The organism is Parabacteroides sp. D25, assembly GCF_000307475.1.
Taxonomy (GTDB): Bacteria; Bacteroidota; Bacteroidia; order Bacteroidales; family Tannerellaceae; genus Parabacteroides; species Parabacteroides distasonis.
Window position 1 is genome coordinate 274,433 of record NZ_JH976501.1, and the last position, 18,980, is coordinate 293,412.

At 46.4% G+C, this 18,980-nt stretch carries 14 protein-coding genes; 12 read left to right on the plus strand and 2 right to left on the minus strand.

The window, feature by feature from the left end:
- The first annotated feature begins 143 nt into the window (after positions 1 to 143).
- Positions 144 to 2,330 carry a DUF2339 domain-containing protein gene (locus tag HMPREF0999_RS04775; protein ID WP_009275315.1) on the plus strand — a complete coding sequence of 729 codons (2,187 nt, stop codon included), beginning with the start codon at positions 144 to 146 and terminating at the stop codon, positions 2,328 to 2,330.
- Here the strand turns inward: HMPREF0999_RS04775 and HMPREF0999_RS04780 are convergent.
- Positions 2,325 to 3,608, minus strand: a complete 1,284-nt coding sequence (locus HMPREF0999_RS04780) for a UDP-N-acetylmuramoyl-tripeptide--D-alanyl-D-alanine ligase (protein WP_005859772.1) — start codon at positions 3,606 to 3,608, stop codon at positions 2,325 to 2,327. The genes HMPREF0999_RS04775 and HMPREF0999_RS04780 overlap by 6 nt on opposite strands.
- Before the next feature lie 129 nt (positions 3,609 to 3,737).
- Here HMPREF0999_RS04780 and folP point away from each other — a divergent pair, with 129 nt between their 5' ends.
- The 11 genes from folP to rsgA all read left to right on the plus strand — a co-directional run bounded on the left by folP (position 3,738) and on the right by rsgA (position 17,125).
- A complete protein-coding gene (folP, locus tag HMPREF0999_RS04785) occupies positions 3,738 to 4,577 on the plus strand; it encodes a dihydropteroate synthase (protein WP_009275316.1) in 840 nt (279 codons plus the stop codon).
- Between the two features lie 34 nt (positions 4,578 to 4,611).
- Positions 4,612 to 5,397: a diadenylate cyclase CdaA gene (cdaA, locus tag HMPREF0999_RS04790; protein ID WP_010182378.1), complete on the plus strand. Its 786-nt coding sequence runs from the start codon at positions 4,612 to 4,614 to the stop codon at positions 5,395 to 5,397.
- A 127-nt stretch (positions 5,398 to 5,524) separates the two neighbouring features.
- Positions 5,525 to 6,538: a phosphate acetyltransferase gene (gene pta / locus HMPREF0999_RS04795; RefSeq protein ID WP_009275318.1), complete on the plus strand. Its 1,014-nt coding sequence runs from the start codon at positions 5,525 to 5,527 to the stop codon at positions 6,536 to 6,538.
- A 25-nt stretch (positions 6,539 to 6,563) separates the two neighbouring features.
- Positions 6,564 to 7,766 carry an acetate/propionate family kinase gene (locus HMPREF0999_RS04800; RefSeq protein WP_009275319.1) on the plus strand — a complete coding sequence of 401 codons (1,203 nt, stop codon included), beginning with the start codon at positions 6,564 to 6,566 and terminating at the stop codon, positions 7,764 to 7,766.
- 157 nt (positions 7,767 to 7,923) lie between these two features.
- On the plus strand, positions 7,924 to 8,634 hold the full coding sequence (gene pyrH / locus HMPREF0999_RS04805; protein ID WP_005867363.1) for a UMP kinase: 711 nt from the start codon (positions 7,924 to 7,926) through the stop codon (positions 8,632 to 8,634).
- A gap of 110 nt (positions 8,635 to 8,744) precedes the next feature.
- Entirely contained in the window at positions 8,745 to 11,408 is a 2,664-nt protein-coding gene (locus HMPREF0999_RS04810; RefSeq protein WP_010182377.1) for a substrate-binding domain-containing protein, read from the plus strand.
- Positions 11,409 to 11,536: 128 nt separating this feature from the next.
- Positions 11,537 to 13,345 (plus strand): DUF4980 domain-containing protein, encoded by a 1,809-nt coding sequence (locus HMPREF0999_RS04815; protein WP_009275321.1) that lies wholly within the window; start codon positions 11,537 to 11,539, stop codon positions 13,343 to 13,345.
- An 18-nt stretch (positions 13,346 to 13,363) separates the two neighbouring features.
- Entirely contained in the window at positions 13,364 to 14,236 is an 873-nt protein-coding gene (locus HMPREF0999_RS04820) for a carbohydrate kinase family protein (RefSeq protein ID WP_009275322.1), read from the plus strand.
- Between the two features lie 3 nt (positions 14,237 to 14,239).
- The gene (locus HMPREF0999_RS04825; protein ID WP_009275323.1) at positions 14,240 to 15,406 is read left to right on the plus strand and encodes an MFS transporter; all 1,167 of its coding nucleotides are present in this window, start codon (positions 14,240 to 14,242) and stop codon (positions 15,404 to 15,406) included.
- 127 nt (positions 15,407 to 15,533) lie between these two features.
- Positions 15,534 to 16,097, plus strand: a complete 564-nt coding sequence (gene frr / locus HMPREF0999_RS04830) for a ribosome recycling factor (RefSeq protein WP_005859749.1) — start codon at positions 15,534 to 15,536, stop codon at positions 16,095 to 16,097.
- A 95-nt stretch (positions 16,098 to 16,192) separates the two neighbouring features.
- On the plus strand, positions 16,193 to 17,125 hold the full coding sequence (rsgA, locus tag HMPREF0999_RS04835) for a ribosome small subunit-dependent GTPase A (RefSeq protein ID WP_009275324.1): 933 nt from the start codon (positions 16,193 to 16,195) through the stop codon (positions 17,123 to 17,125).
- Between the two features lie 15 nt (positions 17,126 to 17,140).
- On the opposite strand, the gene dgt is transcribed toward rsgA, so the two are convergent.
- Entirely contained in the window at positions 17,141 to 18,466 is a 1,326-nt protein-coding gene (gene dgt, locus HMPREF0999_RS04840) for a dGTP triphosphohydrolase (RefSeq protein WP_008772892.1), read from the minus strand.
- Positions 18,467 to 18,980 lie beyond the last annotated feature (514 nt).

The window sequence follows — 18,980 nt, forward strand, 5'->3', positions numbered from 1 at the left end:
TTCCGATAGTATTTCCGTGAGGAAGGAAACCGGATAAAAAATTGCTCCCGGCGATATTCGTATCGTCGGGACTTTTTTATGGTTCGGAAAGCTTTTATATAAATAAATGCGTATATTGCGGTAAGCTTATAATTTTAGAGTTTATGGAATATACCTTACTGATACTTCTATTACTGATCATGATTTGGATAAACTTGCGTAATAAGATATCCAAATCACAGGAGAAGACGGAGGAATTATCGAAAGAGATCGCTGCCTTGCGTAGACGTTTGGAGAATAGTTCGGAAGTTGCGGACGAGATAAAGGAACCGGAGCCTGAGATCTTGAAAGAGTCGGAAGTTTTCGTACAACCTGAACCGGTAAGGGCGATTGTCGAACCAGCGAGAAATCTTCAACCCCGGAAGGAACGGAAGCCTGTCAATTATGAGAAATATATCGGTGAGAACTTATTCGGTAAAATCGGTATCCTGATACTCGTCTTGGGCATGGGTCTTTTCGTGAAGTATGCGATAGATAAGGAATGGATAAACGAGACCTTGCGTACGATCCTTGGCTTTGGGATGGGCGGATTACTTCTATTCGTGGCTTGGCGTTTGAAGGATTCCTATCGTACCTTTAGCTCTTTGCTGGCGGGAGGCGCTTTTGCGATCTTTTATGTAACGGTGGCGATCGCCTATCATTATTACGGGCTGTTCAGCCAAACGGTCGCTTTTATCTTGCTTGTATTGTTTACCGGGTTTATGTCGTCTTTATCTATACTCTATAATCGTAGGGAACTGGCGATTATCGCTTTGGTGGGTGGATTTATCGCTCCATTCTTAGTGGGCAGCGGGGATGGAAGTTATTGGGTGCTGTTTACCTATGTCATGATCTTGGACCTAGGGATGTTCGGGCTATCTATCTATAAGAAGTGGGGGGAATTGCCTGTAATTTGTTTTGCCTTGACTTGGATCGTCTTTGCGGGTTATACGTATGCTGCGGATCTGGATTTGATGGGAAGTGTCCAATTAACGCATTTACTTATTTTCTCTATCGCCTTCTATTTGATCTTCTTATTATCGGTCGCTTCCATCGTGCGAATCAATATCCGGGGGATCAATCAATATTTATTAGGAGTGATCGGATTGAACAATTTCGTATTCCTGTTCTTTGCCCTTTGTCTCCTGCAGAATATGGAGCTTGAGCGGAATTACAAAGGTCTGGTAACCCTTTTTGTTGCGGCTATTAACTTCGCTCTTTTCTTTTGGATCAAACGGAAAGGGGAACCTTTCACTTTCTTGATGCATACGTTATTGGGTATCGCTCTTACGTTCGTATCGGTGACGATCCCGATCCAACTGGAAGGGACCTTTATTACCTTGTTTTGGGCTTCAGAGGTAATGATTATTCTCTGGTTCTATAGTCGTTTCCGTCTGCGGGTTTACGAGATATTCGTTTGGGTACTTCCGGTCTTGACGCTGGGCTCTTACGGAATGGATGTCTTCCACGGATGTATGGAGGCTCGGTACGGAGATTCTTCCCTATTTATAAATGGCTTGTTCGCTACCGGTATTTTTACGGGGCTATCGTATTGGGTAGACGCTTGGTTGGTACGTCCGACAAGGATCTCGACGAAAGGGCCTCTCTTGACGGGATGTGTCGTATTATATATAGCCTTTGTTTTCGATTTCTATTCATATGTAGATCCTTCGATCGTGTCCTTTAGCTATATCGAGACATTTACGGTGGCGGTTTTATTTGCTGCGAATGTTTTATTAGGGAAAAGCTATTTGCCTGTGTCAAGAAATGCGGGGGGATACGGACTACTCTTGGGGCTATCTTTATCCCTGTTCGGAGGAATGTCTTTGTGGGTCGGGTATGATGATCTCTTTATTCCCCGGTTCCTGCTATGGGTTTCCTTGCTTTTAATCGGGGGGCATATTTTTGTCTTGGGGCGGTACTATTATAAGTCATTTGACGCAAGAGAAAAGCGTACGCATGGGATGACCTTATATATTTGTTTGCTGTCTACGATATTACTAGCCGTGGGAACGAATAATTTGTTGAATCAGTTGGGCTTGCCGGATGAATTAAGCGCAGGTTTCTCTATCTCGTTGAGTCTTGCCGGTTTTATGCAAATGGCGGTGGGAATGCGATTGCATCTGAAAGTTGTCCGGATGATTAGTTTGGCCACCTTCTCGATCGTATTGCTAAAGTTGGTGATGGTGGATCTGTGGCTCTTGCCTACGATCGGGAAGGTGGTCGTCTTTATAATCTTGGGAGTTATCTTATTGATTCTCTCCTTCTTGTACCAGAAGTTGAAAACCGTCTTGTTCGATGATAGCTTATAGGATATCCGCTAGTTTCTCCAGCCCCATGCTATGAGAGCCTTTGATCAAGATATGATAGCCCTTTAACGGCTGTTTCCGAAGCTCTTCCACCATTGCCTCCGTGGTAGCGAAGGGGGAGAACTCTTTGCCTACCTTGGAGAAATGCTCGCCGCAGAGGAACACCTTGTCGAACTGGCCTTTCTTGATCTGTTCGACAACCTCTGCGTGTAATTCGTCGCTAGTTGGTCCAAGCTCGCGCATATCTCCAAGGATGATAGCTTTAGGCTGTACGGGCATGGTGATGAAATTGTCCAGAGCTACTTTCATGCTACTCGGATTTGCGTTGTAAGCATCGATAATCAATTCGTTATTATCGGTTTTCTTGAACTGAGAACGGTTATTGGTAGGCTCGTAAGCGGCGATAGCACGGCTGATACGCTCTGCCGGGATCTTGAAGAAGCGGCCTACGGCGACGGCGGCCAATACATTATCTAGGTTATAACTACCGATCATATGTGTTTCGACGGTATGCAACTTTCCTTGTTGCTTCCAATTGAACACTAAGAAAGGATCGCAACTGACTACCTGTCCGGATGCGAAAGCATCATCCCCGTTTCCATATGTGATTTGTTCGATGCCTTTGGCGATAGACTGAAGGTACTCGTTCTCTTTCTTGATAAATATCTTGCCTTTGGAGCGACGGATATAATCATATAACTCCCCTTTTGTCCGGATCACACCCTCGAAAGAACCGAAGCCTTCCAGATGGGCACGGCCTACGTTCGTGATGATGCCATAGTTAGGATGGACGATATCCACTAATTCCTTGATGTCTCCCGGATGGCTGGCGCCCATCTCGATAACCGCCATCTCATGGTCATGAGTCAATCGGAGCAGGGTCAAGGGAACGCCAATATGGTTATTGAAATTCCCTTCGGTATATAGTAAATTGAATTTCGTTGAGAGCACGGCGGCCAATAACTCTTTGGTCGTGGTCTTGCCATTCGTTCCGGTAATCCCGATGATCGGCAACCCCAGTACCTTGCGGTGATGGTGCGCTAATTGTTGCAAGGTCTTCAGCACGTTATCAACAAGGATCGTGCGTTCGCCTATATAATAATCGGGATTGTCTATGACGGCATAGACACAGCCGGATGCCAAGGCTTTCCCGGCATATTGATTTCCGTCGAATTTATCACCTTTTAAGGCGAAGAAGATAGAACCCTTCGGACAGTTCCGGCTATCTGTCGTTATTTGAGGGTTATGTATAAATAAATCATAGAGGTCGATAATACTCATGACTGTATCGCGTTAAATATTTATTCCTGTCTAATTCGGCGCAAATGTAGCAATTAAATAAAGAATGAAGAATCTAGAAGGAGATTTTAAGAGAGAAACCTGTATCTTTGCTGGAAATAAGGAAAGATCATGTTAGATAAAATGCTCAATATTAGAGGGACACTTACTTCTTTAGCGACACCGTTGGTGATGGGAATCTTGAATATTACCCCTGATTCTTTTTATGCGGGCAGCCGCAAACAGACCGAGACCGCTATCGAGGACCGTATCCGGGAAATCTTATCGGAGGGAGGGGATTGGATCGATATCGGTGGTTATTCATCCCGTCCGGATGCCGCTGAGGTTACGCCGGAGGAAGAGATGCGCCGTTTGGAGTTTGCCTTACATATATTAAATAAGCATTACCCGGATATCCCGGTGTCCGTAGATACGTTTCGTGCGGGGATTGCCCGTCGTTGCGTAGAGGAATATGGAGTGGCTGTCATTAACGATATCTCCGGCGGTGAGTTGGATGCGGATATGTTCCAAACGGTAGCGGATTTGAGGGTGCCTTATATCATGATGCATATGCGTGGAACCCCTCAAACTATGCAGAGGCATACTGATTACCCGGATATGATGGAGGAGATCATGCTGTACTTTTCCCGGAAGGTACGCCAGCTTCGGCTTTTAGGGGTGAATGATATCATCCTCGATCCCGGCTTTGGCTTTAGTAAGACGTTGGAGCAGAATTACGAATTGATGAGCCATTTAAAGGAGTTCTCTATTTTTGAGTTGCCTTTATTAGTTGGAGTCTCCCGTAAAAGCATGATTTATAAATTACTGGGTGGAACCCCTGCGGATAGCCTGAACGGAACGACTGTATTGAATACGTACGCTCTCTTGAACGGCGCTAATATCCTTCGTGTACATGATGTGCGGGAAGCAGTGGAAGCCATTCGCGTCATAGGTCAAATGACCAACAAATAATTTTCAATTTTCAACTTTCAATTCTCAATTAACTATGTGGATGCATTTCGGTATAAAAGACTTGATTGACGTATTGCTGGTGGCTTTCTTCCTGTACCAGACCTATAAGTTGATGAAAAGCTCGGGCACATTGGCTATATTCAGTGGAGTCGTATCATTCATCGTCGTATGGATCTTGATCTCGCAGGTATTGGAGATGCGGTTGATGGGGGCCATCTTGGATAAGTTTATTAGCGTAGGTTTCGTGGTTTTGGTAATCCTCTTCCAAGACGAGATCCGCCGTTTCCTGTTGGCGTTAGGTTCGCACCGGGGCTGGAAATTCCTAGGGAAACTTTTTTCCAAGCGAGGAGGCGATCCGGAGAAAGAAGGGAAGTTTGTCGCCCCAGTTGTCTTGGCCTGTATGAATATGGCCCGGAAAAAGACGGGTGCCTTGATCGTGATCCAGCAAGATATGGACTTGGCGATCTATGAGCATACGGGCGAGATGTTCAACGCCGATGTAAATGCCCGCTTGATCGAGAACATCTTCTTTAAGAACAGCCCGTTGCATGATGGTGCCATGATCATAGCCGATAACCGGATCAAGGCGGCCGGTTGTATCTTGCCGGTCGCCCAGAACGCTACCCTTCCCAAGGATATGGGATTGCGCCATCGTTCTGGTTTAGGGATGTCATTGGAGACAGATGCGCTGGTTATTATTGTCTCGGAGGAGAGAGGAAAGATCTCCGTGGCCCATAAAGGTAAGTTAAGTGTGAATGTGACAGCGGAAGAACTGCAACAAATACTCTCCGGGGAGCGGGAAGTGACGAATTACTGTTAAAAGATCTGAAACTGGTATCTCTACCTGTAATTCTTTTGCCTATTTTGTAAACTCTATATTGCATTATGCCTAATTTTGTAGCCGGATTACGAGTACAATTATTAAATAATATAAAATATCTTCCGCTATGGATTTAATGCAAGACATTATTGCGCGCGCTAAAGCTGACAAGCAGCGTATTGTTCTTCCCGAAGGTACCGAGGAAAGAACTCTTAAAGCTGCCGACCGATTACTGGCCGACGGTGTAGCAGACATTATCTTAATTGGAAACCCCGCTGAGATCAAGGAGTTGGCGGCTGGTTTCGGACTGAACCACATCGGTGAGGCAACTCTTGTCGATCCGAAAAATCACGAGAAGAAAGCCGCGTATGCAGACTTGCTTTTCCAACTTCGCCAAAAGAAGGGTATGACTTCCGAGAAGGCTGCGGTTTTAGTTGAAGATCCTTTGTTCTTGGCTTGCCTGATGATTAAGGCGGGTGACGCTGACGGTGAGATCGCCGGCGCTGAGAATACGACGGGTAATGTATTGCGTCCTGCTTTGCAAATTATCAAGACGGCTCCGGGCATGAAGTGTGTTTCCGGTGCGTTCCTTATGTTCACGAAGACTCCTCAATATGGGGATGATGGTATTTTGGTATTTGCCGATTGTGCGGTTATGCCAAACCCGAACGCGGAAGAGTTGGCTAGCATCGCTGTCGCTACCGCCGCTACGGCTCGTAATATCGTAGGCGTTGAGCCTCGTGTGGCTATGTTGAGCTTCTCTACGAAGGGTAGCGCTTCTCACGAGATGGTAGACAAGGTAGTGGAGGCTACTCGTTTGGCTAAGGAGATGGCTCCGGACTTGAAGATCGACGGAGAGTTGCAGGCCGACGCCGCTTTGGTTGAGGCTGTAGGTAGCAAGAAAGCTCCGGGTAGCGAGATCGCCGGTAAAGCGAATGTTTTGGTATTCCCGACTTTGGAGGTGGGTAATATCGCTTATAAGCTGGTTCAACGTTTGGGTGGCGCTGAGGCTGTCGGTCCTATCCTTCAAGGTATGGCCGCTCCGGTGAATGACTTGTCTCGCGGTTGTTCCGTAGACGATATTTATAAGATGGTAGCGATCGCTTGTAATCAATCCATCGGTTTGAAATCCGCAAAATAATATATAATCCTAACGACTTAATAATATGAAGATTCTAGTATTGAACTGCGGTAGTAGTTCTATCAAATATAAGTTATTCGATATGACCTCCGGTGAGGTTATGGCTCAAGGTGGTATCGAGAAAATCGGTTTGCCGGGCGCGTTCCTGAAATTGACGGATAAGGATGGCAAGAAGGTGGTTATCGAGAGAGAGATCCCCGGCCATCAACAAGGTATCGAGTTTATCTTGAGCGTATTGACCGACTCTACTTATGGTTGTATCAAGGATTATAAGGAGATCGACGCTGTAGGTCATCGTCTGGTACATGGTGGTGAGGAGTTCGCCTCTAGCGTATTGATCAATCAGGATGTAATCAATAAGGTAATCGAGTGCTCTGATTTGGCTCCGCTTCATAACCCGGCTAACTTGAAGGGTGTTCGGGCGATGGAGGCTTTGATCCCGGGTATTCCTCAAGTAGCGGTGTTTGATACGGCTTTCCACCAGACCATGCCGGATTATGCGTATATGTATGGTTTGCCTTACGAGATGTACAAGAAATATGGCGTACGTCGTTATGGCTTCCACGGAACCAGTCATCGATATGTATCCCGTCGTGCTTGCGAGATCTTAGGTGTTCCTTATGAGGATCAGAAGATTATCACGGCTCACGTAGGTAACGGTGGTTCTATCACCGCTATCAAGAATGGTAAGAGCGTGGATACTTCCATGGGCTTGACTCCGGTTGAGGGTCTGTTGATGGGTACTCGTTGCGGCGACGTGGATGCGGGTGCTTTGTCTTTCATCATGGATAAGGAAGGCATGGATGGTGCCGGCCTTTCCGACTTGATCAATAAGAGAAGTGGTGTTGCCGGTCTTTCCGGAATCTCTTCCGATATGCGTGAGATCGAGGCTGCCGTAGCTGCCGGAAATCCGCGTGCGATCATGACCTTGAACGTATATAACTACCGCATCAAGAAATATATCGGCGCTTATGCCGCCGCTATGGGTGGTTGTGATATCTTGGTTTGGACCGGTGGTGTCGGTGAGAACCAATGGGCGACCCGTCGTGCGGTTTGCGAGAACATGGAATACATGGGCATGAAGATCGATGTTGAGAAGAACGAGGGCATGCGTGGCGAGGAGATGGTAATCAGCACTCCGGACAGTAAGGTGACTATCATCGTCGTTCCTACGGATGAGGAATTCATGATCGCTGCCGATACCTTGGAGATCTTAGATAAAAAGTAACCAGTAACGTTTCATATAATTTTAGCTAATCCTCGCAGCTTACAAAACACGGGATTAGTGTTTAGATCGCCCCGACACCGGTTGGGGCGATCTTTTTTATGCGAATATCGGATTATTCGTTACTTTTGCGGAATTACATATTAAATATATACAAAACATGGCTCAATACAAACGTATCTTATTAAAATTAAGCGGGGAGTCGCTGATGGGTGGTAAACAATATGGGATCGATGAGGTTCGCTTGAATGAATATGCGGCACAGATCAAGGAGATCGCCGAGATGGGTGTACAGATCGGTATCGTGATCGGTGGAGGTAATATTTTCCGCGGGTTGAGCGGCGCTTCCAAAGGTTTCGACCGGGTAAAAGGAGACCAGATGGGGATGCTGGCAACGGTGATCAATAGCTTGGCGCTTAGCTCCGCTTTGGTCGCTCAAGGCGTGAAGGCGAAGGTACTGACGGCTATCCGTATGGAACCGATCGGCGAGTTCTATAATAAATGGCGTGCGATCGAGTTGCTGGAACAAGGCAACGTGGTAATCATGTCCGGCGGTACGGGTAATCCGTTCTTTACTACGGATACCGGATCTTCTTTGAGAGGCATCGAGATCGAGGCGGATGTCATGCTGAAAGGTACCCGTGTGGACGGTATTTACACCGCTGATCCGGAGAAAGATCCTACGGCTACCAAGTTCTCCGATATTACGTATGATGAGATCTATACCCGGGGCCTGAAGGTAATGGACTTGACCGCTACCACGATGTGTAAAGAGAACAACCTCCCGATCATCGTATTCGATATGGATACCAACGGCAACTTGAAGAAAGTGATGAGCGGAGAGAATATCGGGACACTGGTGCATAATTAGTGCCATTAACCGATGACATGGCAGTGCCATCCGTATGGTACTGTCGTGCCACAGGCATGGCAAGGTTGTGCCAGCCCTGTGGCAAATACGTTAGACCTTTATTCTTGTATATGAAGCATCCCTTTTTACTAGTATGGTTAACCTTGATCGTATTGTGTGGTTGCACGAGCTCGGGGAAACAGAAGAGGCACGTTATCGGCCTCTCCCAATGTATGCTGGACGATGCTTGGCGGGAAGCTATGATTAACGATATGCGTATCGAAGCGTCTAACTATGATGATATGGAAATTATTATAAAGGACGCGCAAAACAATAACGAGACACAAATACAACAAATACGAGACTTGATCCGCCAAAAGGTGGATGTCTTGATCATCTCCCCCTATCAATCCGAGCCGATCACGGCAGTTGCCGAGGAAGCGTACCGTGCCGGAATCCCGACGATCATTACAGATCGCAAGGTAAATACCGATCAATACACCTCTTTTGTCGGGGCGAACAATTATGAGATCGGACTAGCGGCAGGCAATTACGCCGCCAATTATCTTCCCCCGAACGCTATTATCTTAGAGATATGGGGACTCACGCAAACCTCCCCGGCGCAAGAGCGACATAAAGGTTTTGTCGATGCCTTGCGAGAAAGGGAGGATCTTTCTTTCCGTAAGATAGAAGGACAATGGCTGGTCGATACGGCCCGGATGGAGCTTCGGAAGTTAGAGCATCCCGAGCAGATAGATTTCGTTTACGCCCATAACGACATGATGGCCATAGCAGCTCGGGAATACTTTATGGCATGGGATTCCATCCGAGGACGGGATTTGCGGATTATCGGCGTGGATGCTGTGGCGGGTGCCGGTCTGGAAGCCGTAGAAGATGGACGGATCAACGCCTCTTTCCTCTATCCGACAGGAGGGGAGCAAGTGATTCGCACGGCTATGCGTATCATTCAGGGGGAGCCGGTGGATAAGTTTATCCCTCTTCGTACGGCTCCGGTAGATCATCAGTCTGCCCGCACCTTATTGTTGCAAGCGGACCAACTCCAGAAATATAAGCAACGTATCGAGGCGCAGCGTTCCCGTATCGACGGTTTGTCCGACCGGTTTTATTTCCTGCGAAACTCTTTAGGGGTGATCTCCTTATTGATGATTGGTTTTATCGCCCTTTCCATTTATGCCTTTTACATAAACCGGAAGATGAGGCAGGCGAATCGTAAGCTAATCTCCTTGAATGCGGAGATGAAAGAGGTGACGGCGCAGAAACTCCAATTCTTTACGAATGTCTCCCACGAGGTACGTACGCCCTTGACCTTGATTCTCGCCCCTTTGGATCGCTTGATTGTCTCGTTGCGGGAATCTCCTTACGCCTCGGATCTAGGACTGATCCAGAAGAACGCCAACCGTTTGTTGCGTGTGATCAATCAGATATTGGATTTCCGGAAGGTGGAAGGCAAGCAAGAGAAACTAGCGGTACGGGAAATCGATTTGGTTCCTTTCGTTGGCGAGATCAAATCTTATTTTGACAGTATGGGCTCGGTACGTGCGATCTCTTATACATTCACTTCTTCGATGAAGCAATGTACACTATGGATTGATCCGGACTTATTGGAGAAGGTATTAGTCAATCTTCTCTCGAACGCTTTTAAGTTTACGCCAGAGGGAGGTAGCGTGCGGATAGAGCTGACAGAAGAGGAAGATAGGGTCTTTATACGGGTTATCGATACGGGAAGTGGTATCCAACCCGGTAACCTTCCGCATCTGTTTGACCGTTTCTATACGGAGGATCGGTCGATGGGAACCGGGATCGGATTACAATTGGTAAAGGAATATATACATATGCATGGAGGGGAGATCCATGTGAAGAGCGAGCCGGGACAAAGGACTACCTTTACGGTTTGCCTACGGAAAGGAAAGGCGCATTTCGAGGATAGCGACCTGATGGAAACGTCCGTATCCCATCAAGCCTACGAAGCCTCCCGGTTGGACGATTCGGAAACCAAGGAGATACTTTCCAAGACCTATCCTTATACGATACTGATCACCGAGGATGACGATGAGGTCCGCGGGTTTCTGGAGCGTGAGCTTAGCCTTCATTTCAAGATCCGGACGGCCGCAAACGGGAAAGATGCCTTGCGGGTATTGGAAGAGGAGGAGATATCATTGGTAGTAAGCGATGTGATGATGCCGGAGATGAATGGTTTCGAACTTTGCCGGACGATCAAGTCGCAACTTCTCTTTAGCCATATCCCGGTGATCTTATTGACCGCCTTGACCGATGAGCGTCAACGGATTTTCGGGATTACCGGCGGGGCGGACGATTATATACAGAAGCCTTTCCATACGGATTACGTGAAGATCAAGATTATCCACCTATTGCAAGAGCGCCAGAAGTTACGGGAACGTTTGTTGGAGAAGCTGCGGGATAATAAGCTCCTTCTGTCCGAGCCGGAAAAGGTGGAGAGCATCGATGATGCCTTTCTGCGTAAGTTTGCGGAACAGATCGAGGCGGTTTATGCGGACCCCGAATATAATGTGGAGAAACTAAGCGAGACCTTGGGATTATCCCGGGGACACCTTCACCGGAAGATCAAGGAGCTTACCGGAACCGCCCCCGTCGAGTTCTTGCGTACCTATCGCTTGAATAAGGCGACCCAGTTGTTGAGGCAGAATGCGTATACGGTGAGTGAGGTCGCTTACCGAACCGGTTTCTCCTCACCCGCTTACTTCTCTAAATGTTTCAAGGCGGTTTACGGGGTTACGCCTACCGAGTATCAATAACATTTGTACGATCTTTATCACAAATGTCATATCTCCCCATCTTTAGGGCATAAGTGTTTTTCTATCCGGAAGAATCCTATTAATTTTGGCGGAGAATCAAACATTATTATCCTTTAATCCGTTCGTTTATGAAACAACAAACAAAGAGACTTCTTAAGAGTTTATGTATGGCTGTCGGTGTCGTTTTATTAAGCGCTGTCGATCCGTTGGCCGGATATGCGACAGAACGTACTATAGATATAAAGCATCTGGGCGAAGGACAAAGCATTGTCCGTGTGGATGCGCAAGCCAAGTATTTGTTGCTTCCGGTCGAGGAGTCCTCGCCGGAATCCAAGTTATATATGATTGTCGATAATGACGTGGTACGGACTTTTAATGTTCGTTTGGCGGTGAATAAGGTGGATTATTTCGTTCCGGTAGATCTATCAGGGTATGCGGATAAGCATATCTCCTTCAACTTCCAGCTTGCCCCGGAATCGGCTCTTTGCTGGAAAGAGATGAAGCTATCCGATCAGTTTGATTCGTCTAACCGGGAGAAATTCCGTCCGGCCTATCATTTCTCGCCGGCTTGGGGATGGATGAATGATCCGAACGGCATGGTATACAAGGATGGTGAGTATCATTTGTTCTATCAATACAATCCGTATGGCTCGATGTGGGGGAATATGCACTGGGGGCATGCGATCAGCAAGGACTTGATTCATTGGGAGCATCAACCGGTGGCGATCGCTCCGGATGCCTTGGGTACGATCTTCAGCGGTAGCTGTGTGGTGGATAAGGATAATACCGCCGGTTTTGGCGCTGGCGCTATCGTGGCTTTCTATACCTCGGCCAGCGACCGGCAAGTGCAGAGTATGGCCTATAGCTTGGACAACGGCCGGACGTTCAAGAAATATGACCGGAATCCGATCCTTACTTCTACGCAACGTGATTTCCGCGACCCGAAAGTCTTCTGGCATAAGGAATCCAATAAATGGATCATGGTGCTCGCCGTAGGGCAGGAGATGCAACTCTATTCTTCTCCCAATTTGAAGGACTGGACGTATGAGAGCAGCTTCGGGGAAGGACAAGGAGCGCATGCGGGCGTTTGGGAATGCCCGGACTTGATCGAGCTTCCGGTGAAGGGTACGGAATTGAAGAAGTGGGTCTTGATCTGTAATATCAATCCCGGCGGTCCGTTTGGCGGCTCCGCTACCCAATATTTCGTAGGTACGTTCGATGGGAAACAGTTCGTGAATGAATCTCCGGCCTTGACCAAATGGATGGATTACGGCAAGGATCATTACGCTACGGTAACTTGGAGTAACGCTCCGGAGGACCGGAAGATCGCCTTGGCTTGGATGAGCAATTGGGAATATGCGAATAACGTGCCGACCTTGCAATACCGGAGCGCGAACTCGGTTCCTCGCGACTTGGCTCTTTATACGAAAAACGGACAGACGTATTTGAGCAGTACCCCGTCTCCCGAAATGTTGAAATTGAGAGGTAAAGCCCAGAAGAAAGGAACCTTCAAGGTAGACCGTTCCCATGAGGTCAATCCGATACTTTCCGATCATACGGGAACCTATGAGATCGAGATCAAGTTTAAGAATAACGGAGCCGATATCATGAGTTTCCAGTTGTTTAACTCGAAAGGTGAGGAAGTGGAGATGCATTATAATCTTCTGGATAATACGTTCACGATGGATCGCCGTAACAGCGGGGCTACGGATTTTAGCAAGACATTCGCCACGGCTACCTCGGCCCCGATCTCCGCCGCTAAGGAATATACCTTACGTTTGTTGGTAGACAATTGTAGCATAGAGGCCTTCGACGGGAATGGAGAGTTTGTCATGACCAACCTAGTCTTCCCGGAAGAGCCGTATAATCGCATTAGCTTCAATGCGAAGGGAGGAGCGTTCACGGTTACGTCATTAACCATTTATCCCTTCAAATAATTAAAAACAAAATATATCATGGAAAAGAGTAAACCTGTAGTAGTAGGCATTGGTGAATTGTTGTGGGATGTTTTCCCGGAAGTGAAGAAAGCCGGTGGAGCGCCGATTAATTTTGTGTATCACGCTACCCAATTAGGAGCGGAAGGTTATGCGATCAGTGCCGTGGGCAACGACGTGTTCGGAACCGAGATTATTCAGGAATTGGATAAGAACGGTATCGATAGTAATTATATCAGTACGGTGGAATATCCGACCGGAAGCGTGATGGTAGAGCTAAAGAACGGCATCCCTTCCTATACGATCATCGAAGGTGTGGCATGGGATCATATCCCTTTTACCCAAGCGTCTATCGATTTGATGAAACGTGCGGACGCCGTATGCTTCGGAACATTGGCGCAACGTGCCGCGGAATCTCGTGAGACGCTTCGTACCTTACTTTCTTATATGCCTAGTCATGCCTTGCGCTTTTTCGATATCAATATCCGTCAGCATTTCTATTCGAAGGAATTGATCGAATCGTTGCTCGAATTGGCGAACGTATTCAAGATCAATGATGAGGAATTGGAAATGCTTCGCCCGATGTTTGGTCTGGAAGGCACGATAGAGGATATGTGTCGCTGGTTCATGAAGAAATATGGTTTGCGCTATTTGGTACTTACGGCCGGGGCGGAGTATAGTACGATCTTTTCCGAGGAGGAGGTCTCTACGATTCCTACCCCGAAGGTACAGGTGGTAGATACGGTAGGCGCCGGCGATTCTTTCTCCGGGGCGTTTATTTCATCGATCTTAACCGGAAAACCTTTACGTGAGGCACATGAGAAAGCGGTAAAAGTAGCCGCTTATGTTTGTACGCAGAGTGGCGCATGGCCTGCTTACCCTAAAGATTTATAAGCCATGAGCGAGAAGACTTCATCCTTGAAATTGATTCCCGTGATGTTGGCGTTCTTCGCCATGGGATTCGTGGACTTAGTGGGAATCGCCTCTAATTACCTGAAAGCGGATTTAGGCTTGAGTGATTCGGAGGCGAATATCTTCCCGTCGCTCGTGTTCTTCTGGTTCTTGATCTTCTCCGTCCCGACGGGGATGTTGATGAACCGTATCGGGCGGAAGAAGACCGTGTTATTGAGCTTGATCGTAACGTTTCTTTCGCTAATGATCCCGATCTTCGACGACGCATATATGGTCATGTTGATATCCTTCTCCCTGTTGGGTATCGGCAACGCTTTGATGCAGACTTCCTTGAACCCGTTATTATCGAATATCGTAAGCGGGGATAAGCTAGCTAGTTCCTTGACGTTTGGCCAGTTCGTGAAGGCGATCGCCTCCTTCTTGGCGCCTTATATCGCCATGTGGGGTGCTACCCAAGCGATACCGTCGATGGAACTCGGTTGGCGTGTCTTGTTTCCGGTCTATATGGTGATCGCCGTGATCGCTATCCTGCTATTGGGAGCTACCACTATCCACGAGACCAAAGAGGAGGGGCGGCCCTCCACCTTTGGCGAATGTCTGGCTTTGCTGGGCAAGCCTTTTATCCTGCTTTGCTTTATCGGTATCATGTGCCATGTGGGGATCGATGTAGGGACGAATACGACCGCCCCGAAGATCTTGATGGAACGTCTAGGCATGACGTTGGCCGACGCAGGCTTCGCCACGAGCCTCTATTTCATATTCCGTACGGCGGGATGCTTCTCCGGGGCTTTTATCTTGCGAAAAGTCTCTCCGAAAGGATTCTTCGCCTTTAGTGTTTTCTTGATGTTATTGGCGATGATCGGTTTGCTGCTATTTCATTCGAAAGAGATCATCTATGCTTGTATCGCCTTGATCGGCTTTGGAAACTCGAACGTCTTCTCCATTATTTTCGCCCAAGCCCTGCTTTCTATGCCGAATAAGCAGAATGAGGTGTCCGGTTTGATGATTATGGGACTGTTTGGCGGCACGATCTTCCCGATCTTTATGGGCGTGGCATCCGATATGTTGGTTTCTCAAGTAGGAGCAGTGCTGGTGTTGTGCGTGGGCGTAGCCTACTTACTATTCTTTACGCCTAAGTTAAGTAAACAGTGACGGCGATAAGCTTTTATACGGTATTATAAATCTTTTGTTAGGGAGTATTTTAATTATATGTTTGCGAAGTTGGAAATCTTTATTACTTTTGTTAATTAAAAGATTCGCAAACAAAAAACGTATATTTATGATAGATACGAAACAATTGATCAAAGCAGGGGAAGAGAAGATGACGTTCGCCATTGAGTATCTGGACGAGCAATTGTCTCACATTCGGGCTGGTAAGGCTAATCCGAAAATCCTCGATTGTGTGAAGGTAATGTATTATGGGGCGCCTGTTCCTCTTACTAACGTGGCTACGGTGACGGTTCCGGACGCACGGACTATCATGATCACTCCGTGGGAGAAGAAGATCATCCGCGATATTGAGAAAGGTATTCTGGATTCTGAGTTAGGTATCACGCCGGAGAATAACGGTGAGGTGATCCGCTTAGGTATTCCTCCGTTGACTGAGGAGCGTCGCCGTCAATTGGTGAAACAATGTAAGCAGGAGGCGGAGAACGCGAAGATCAGCGTTCGTAACGCTCGTCGTGACGCTATTGAGGCTTTGAAGAAAAGCATCAAGTCTGATGGGGTTCCCGAGGACGTAGAGAAAGACGCCGAGGCAGAGGTTCAGAAAATCCATGATAAGTTTATCAAAAAGATCGATGAGCTTTACGCCGCTAAAGAAAAAGAAGTAATGACCGTTTAAATAATTGAAAGTTGAAACTTGAGAATTGAGAATTAAGGAACCCCATTGAGTCCTTATTCCAATTCTCAATTTCCAATTCTCAATTTTCAATTCTCATGAGGGGACTGGTAATAAAAAACACAGGTAGTTGGTATACGGTCCGTACGGAAGACGGGCGAGATATAGAGAGTAAGATCAAGGGGAACTTTCGTCTGAAAGACATAAAGAGTACCAATCCGGTCGCGGTAGGAGACCGTGTCGTAATCGATATTAATAAAGAAGGAACCGCTTTTATTACAGAGATCGAGGAGCGTAAGAATTATATCATCCGCCGTGCCTCTAACTTATCGAAGCAAGCGCATATTATCGCCACGAATTTGGATCAGGCGATGCTGATCGTTACGGTGAATTATCCTATAACAACAACGATATTTATCGATCGCTTCTTGGCGACCGCCGAGGCTTATCGTGTCCCTGTTAAATTAGTTTTCAATAAGATTGATCGTTATAATAATGAGGATCAAAGGGCGTTGGAGAATTTAATCGAGTTGTATACCTCGATTGGCTATCCCTGTTCGACGCTATGTGCCCGGACCGAGGAAGGTTTGGATGCCTTGAAAGCGGATCTAAAAGATAAGATTACGCTTTTGTCCGGCCATTCGGGTGTCGGAAAATCCACGATTATCAATAAACTGGTGCCGGGGGTGAATCTCCGTACCGGTGATATCTCCGAATATCATAACAAAGGTATGCATACGACCACCTTTTCCGAGATGATTCCTCTTCCCGGGGGAGGCTATTTGATCGATACTCCGGGTATCAAAGGATTTGGAACGATCGAGATGGCGGACGCTGAGATCTCCCATTATTTCCGGGAGTTGTTTAAATACTCGGAAGAATGCCGTTTCAATAACTGCACGCACCGTCATGAACCGGGCTGCGCCGTCATTCAGGCCGTTAACGATGGGCTAATCAGCGAGTCCCGCTATAAAAGCTATCTAAGTATCTTGGATGATCGCATGGAAAGCAAGTACCGGGAAGAATTCTAACACATTATTATAACATCAAACGGCCGGCAGGCTCATACCGGTGATTTTACGGTATAGATCGAGCGCATATACATCGGTCATGCCGGAGATATAATCGAGTACGCATTGTATCTTGCCATATGTAGTAGGAGCGTTTGTGTCGTATTGCTCCGGTATCCGTTGTAAGAGCAGTTTGCTGTAAGCATGCTCTTGGTTCATCACGGCCTCGGTCAAGCTGTCGATCAGATGGCTGAAAATATGATAACCGGCTAATTCAATGTCGAGCACTTCTTTTGCCTTATATATTTTCTTGTATGCTGTAGCCGAGCAATTAGCGTAAGCCTGTTTGGCTTGATCGCATATGTTACTGATTAACGGAGTGCTGTAGGTACCATTGAGGATGCTTTCCTCGTTCTCTAAAAAGACACGGGAACATTCATCCACTAATAGCCCGATAATACAAGAACGCAGATAGGCGATTTGCTCATTGGTATCGTCTACCATATGCATGACCTTGCGGATATGCTCCAACCGCTCTCCTTCGAAAAATCCCAATAATAGCTGTATGGCCTCTTCGGTGGTCAGGATATGCAGTTTGCAAGCATCTTCTATATCCATTATTTGATAGCAGATATCGTCTGCCGCCTCTACTAAATAAACTAACGGGTAACGAAGAAATTTGTCTGGGGCTTCCGGGCTATGTCCGATCCCTAGCTCTTGGGCGATTTGCAGATAACTTCCCTCCTCCGATTGGAAAAAGCCGAATTTCCCTTTCTTTCCTGAATAGATGGATGCGTAAGGATATTTGATGATAGAGGCTAATGTGCTATATGTTAAGGCAAATCCCCCTTTTCTGCGTCCAATGAACTGATGGGTCAACAACCGCATGGCGTTTGCGTTACCTTCAAAATGGACGAAGTCTTCCCAGCGTCCCCGTTCCTTCCGTACTTTCTCTTCTAGTTTTCGCCCATTCCCTTCGGAGAAGTAAGCGGAGATCGCTCTCTCTCCGGAATGCCCGAATGGAGGGTTTCCCATATCATGGGCAAGGCAAGCGGCTGATACGATGGAACCTATCTCTGGGAAGTTGATACTGCCGTCCGGATATTTTTGCATAAGTCCTTTCGCTACGTTATTACCCAATGAACGTCCTACGCATGATACTTCCAGACTATGTGTAAGTCGGTTATGTACAAAGATACTTCCCGGAAGGGGGAACACCTGTGTCTTGTTTTGTAGTCTTCGAAAAGGGGATGAGAAAATCAAACGGTCATAGTCACGTTGGAAATCAGTTCTCTCATGTTTCCGCTCGTGATACTCTTCCATTCCGAAACGCTTGCCGGATAATAGCTGGGTCCAGTTCATAGTCAATACATTAATATATATATATATATATATCGCAAATGTAGAGATAATCTGTGCAAATCATTGAATATTTGTGGAAGAAATTAGAGTTAATGGTTAATTTCCTGACTGAGTTGTTTTCGAAGCTTGTAAATAAAGCTGTAATTTTATTCCAAGATGATAGTCAGATAGCGATTGGATGTTATAGGAGGAAGAAGATAATGAAGGAAAATTATGTTAATTGAAATTTGTTGTTAGTTTCATTAGAACTAAATCAAATTAACATATTTAATTTATTGAGGCATGATGAAAATTTGACTATGTGTTATCGCAAACACCTGAAAAAGTGAGGAACATACTGATTTTTGTTACGTTTTAACTTGTATGTATAGTTATTATATATATATTTGTCTGTCAAAACATGAAAACGACTTAGTTCTAATGATACTACGTTGTTATTATTATTTAAAATATAACCGTTTGATTTTAAATAGAAAGAGATTTTTGTATGAATATAATAATAACTTTAAACAAA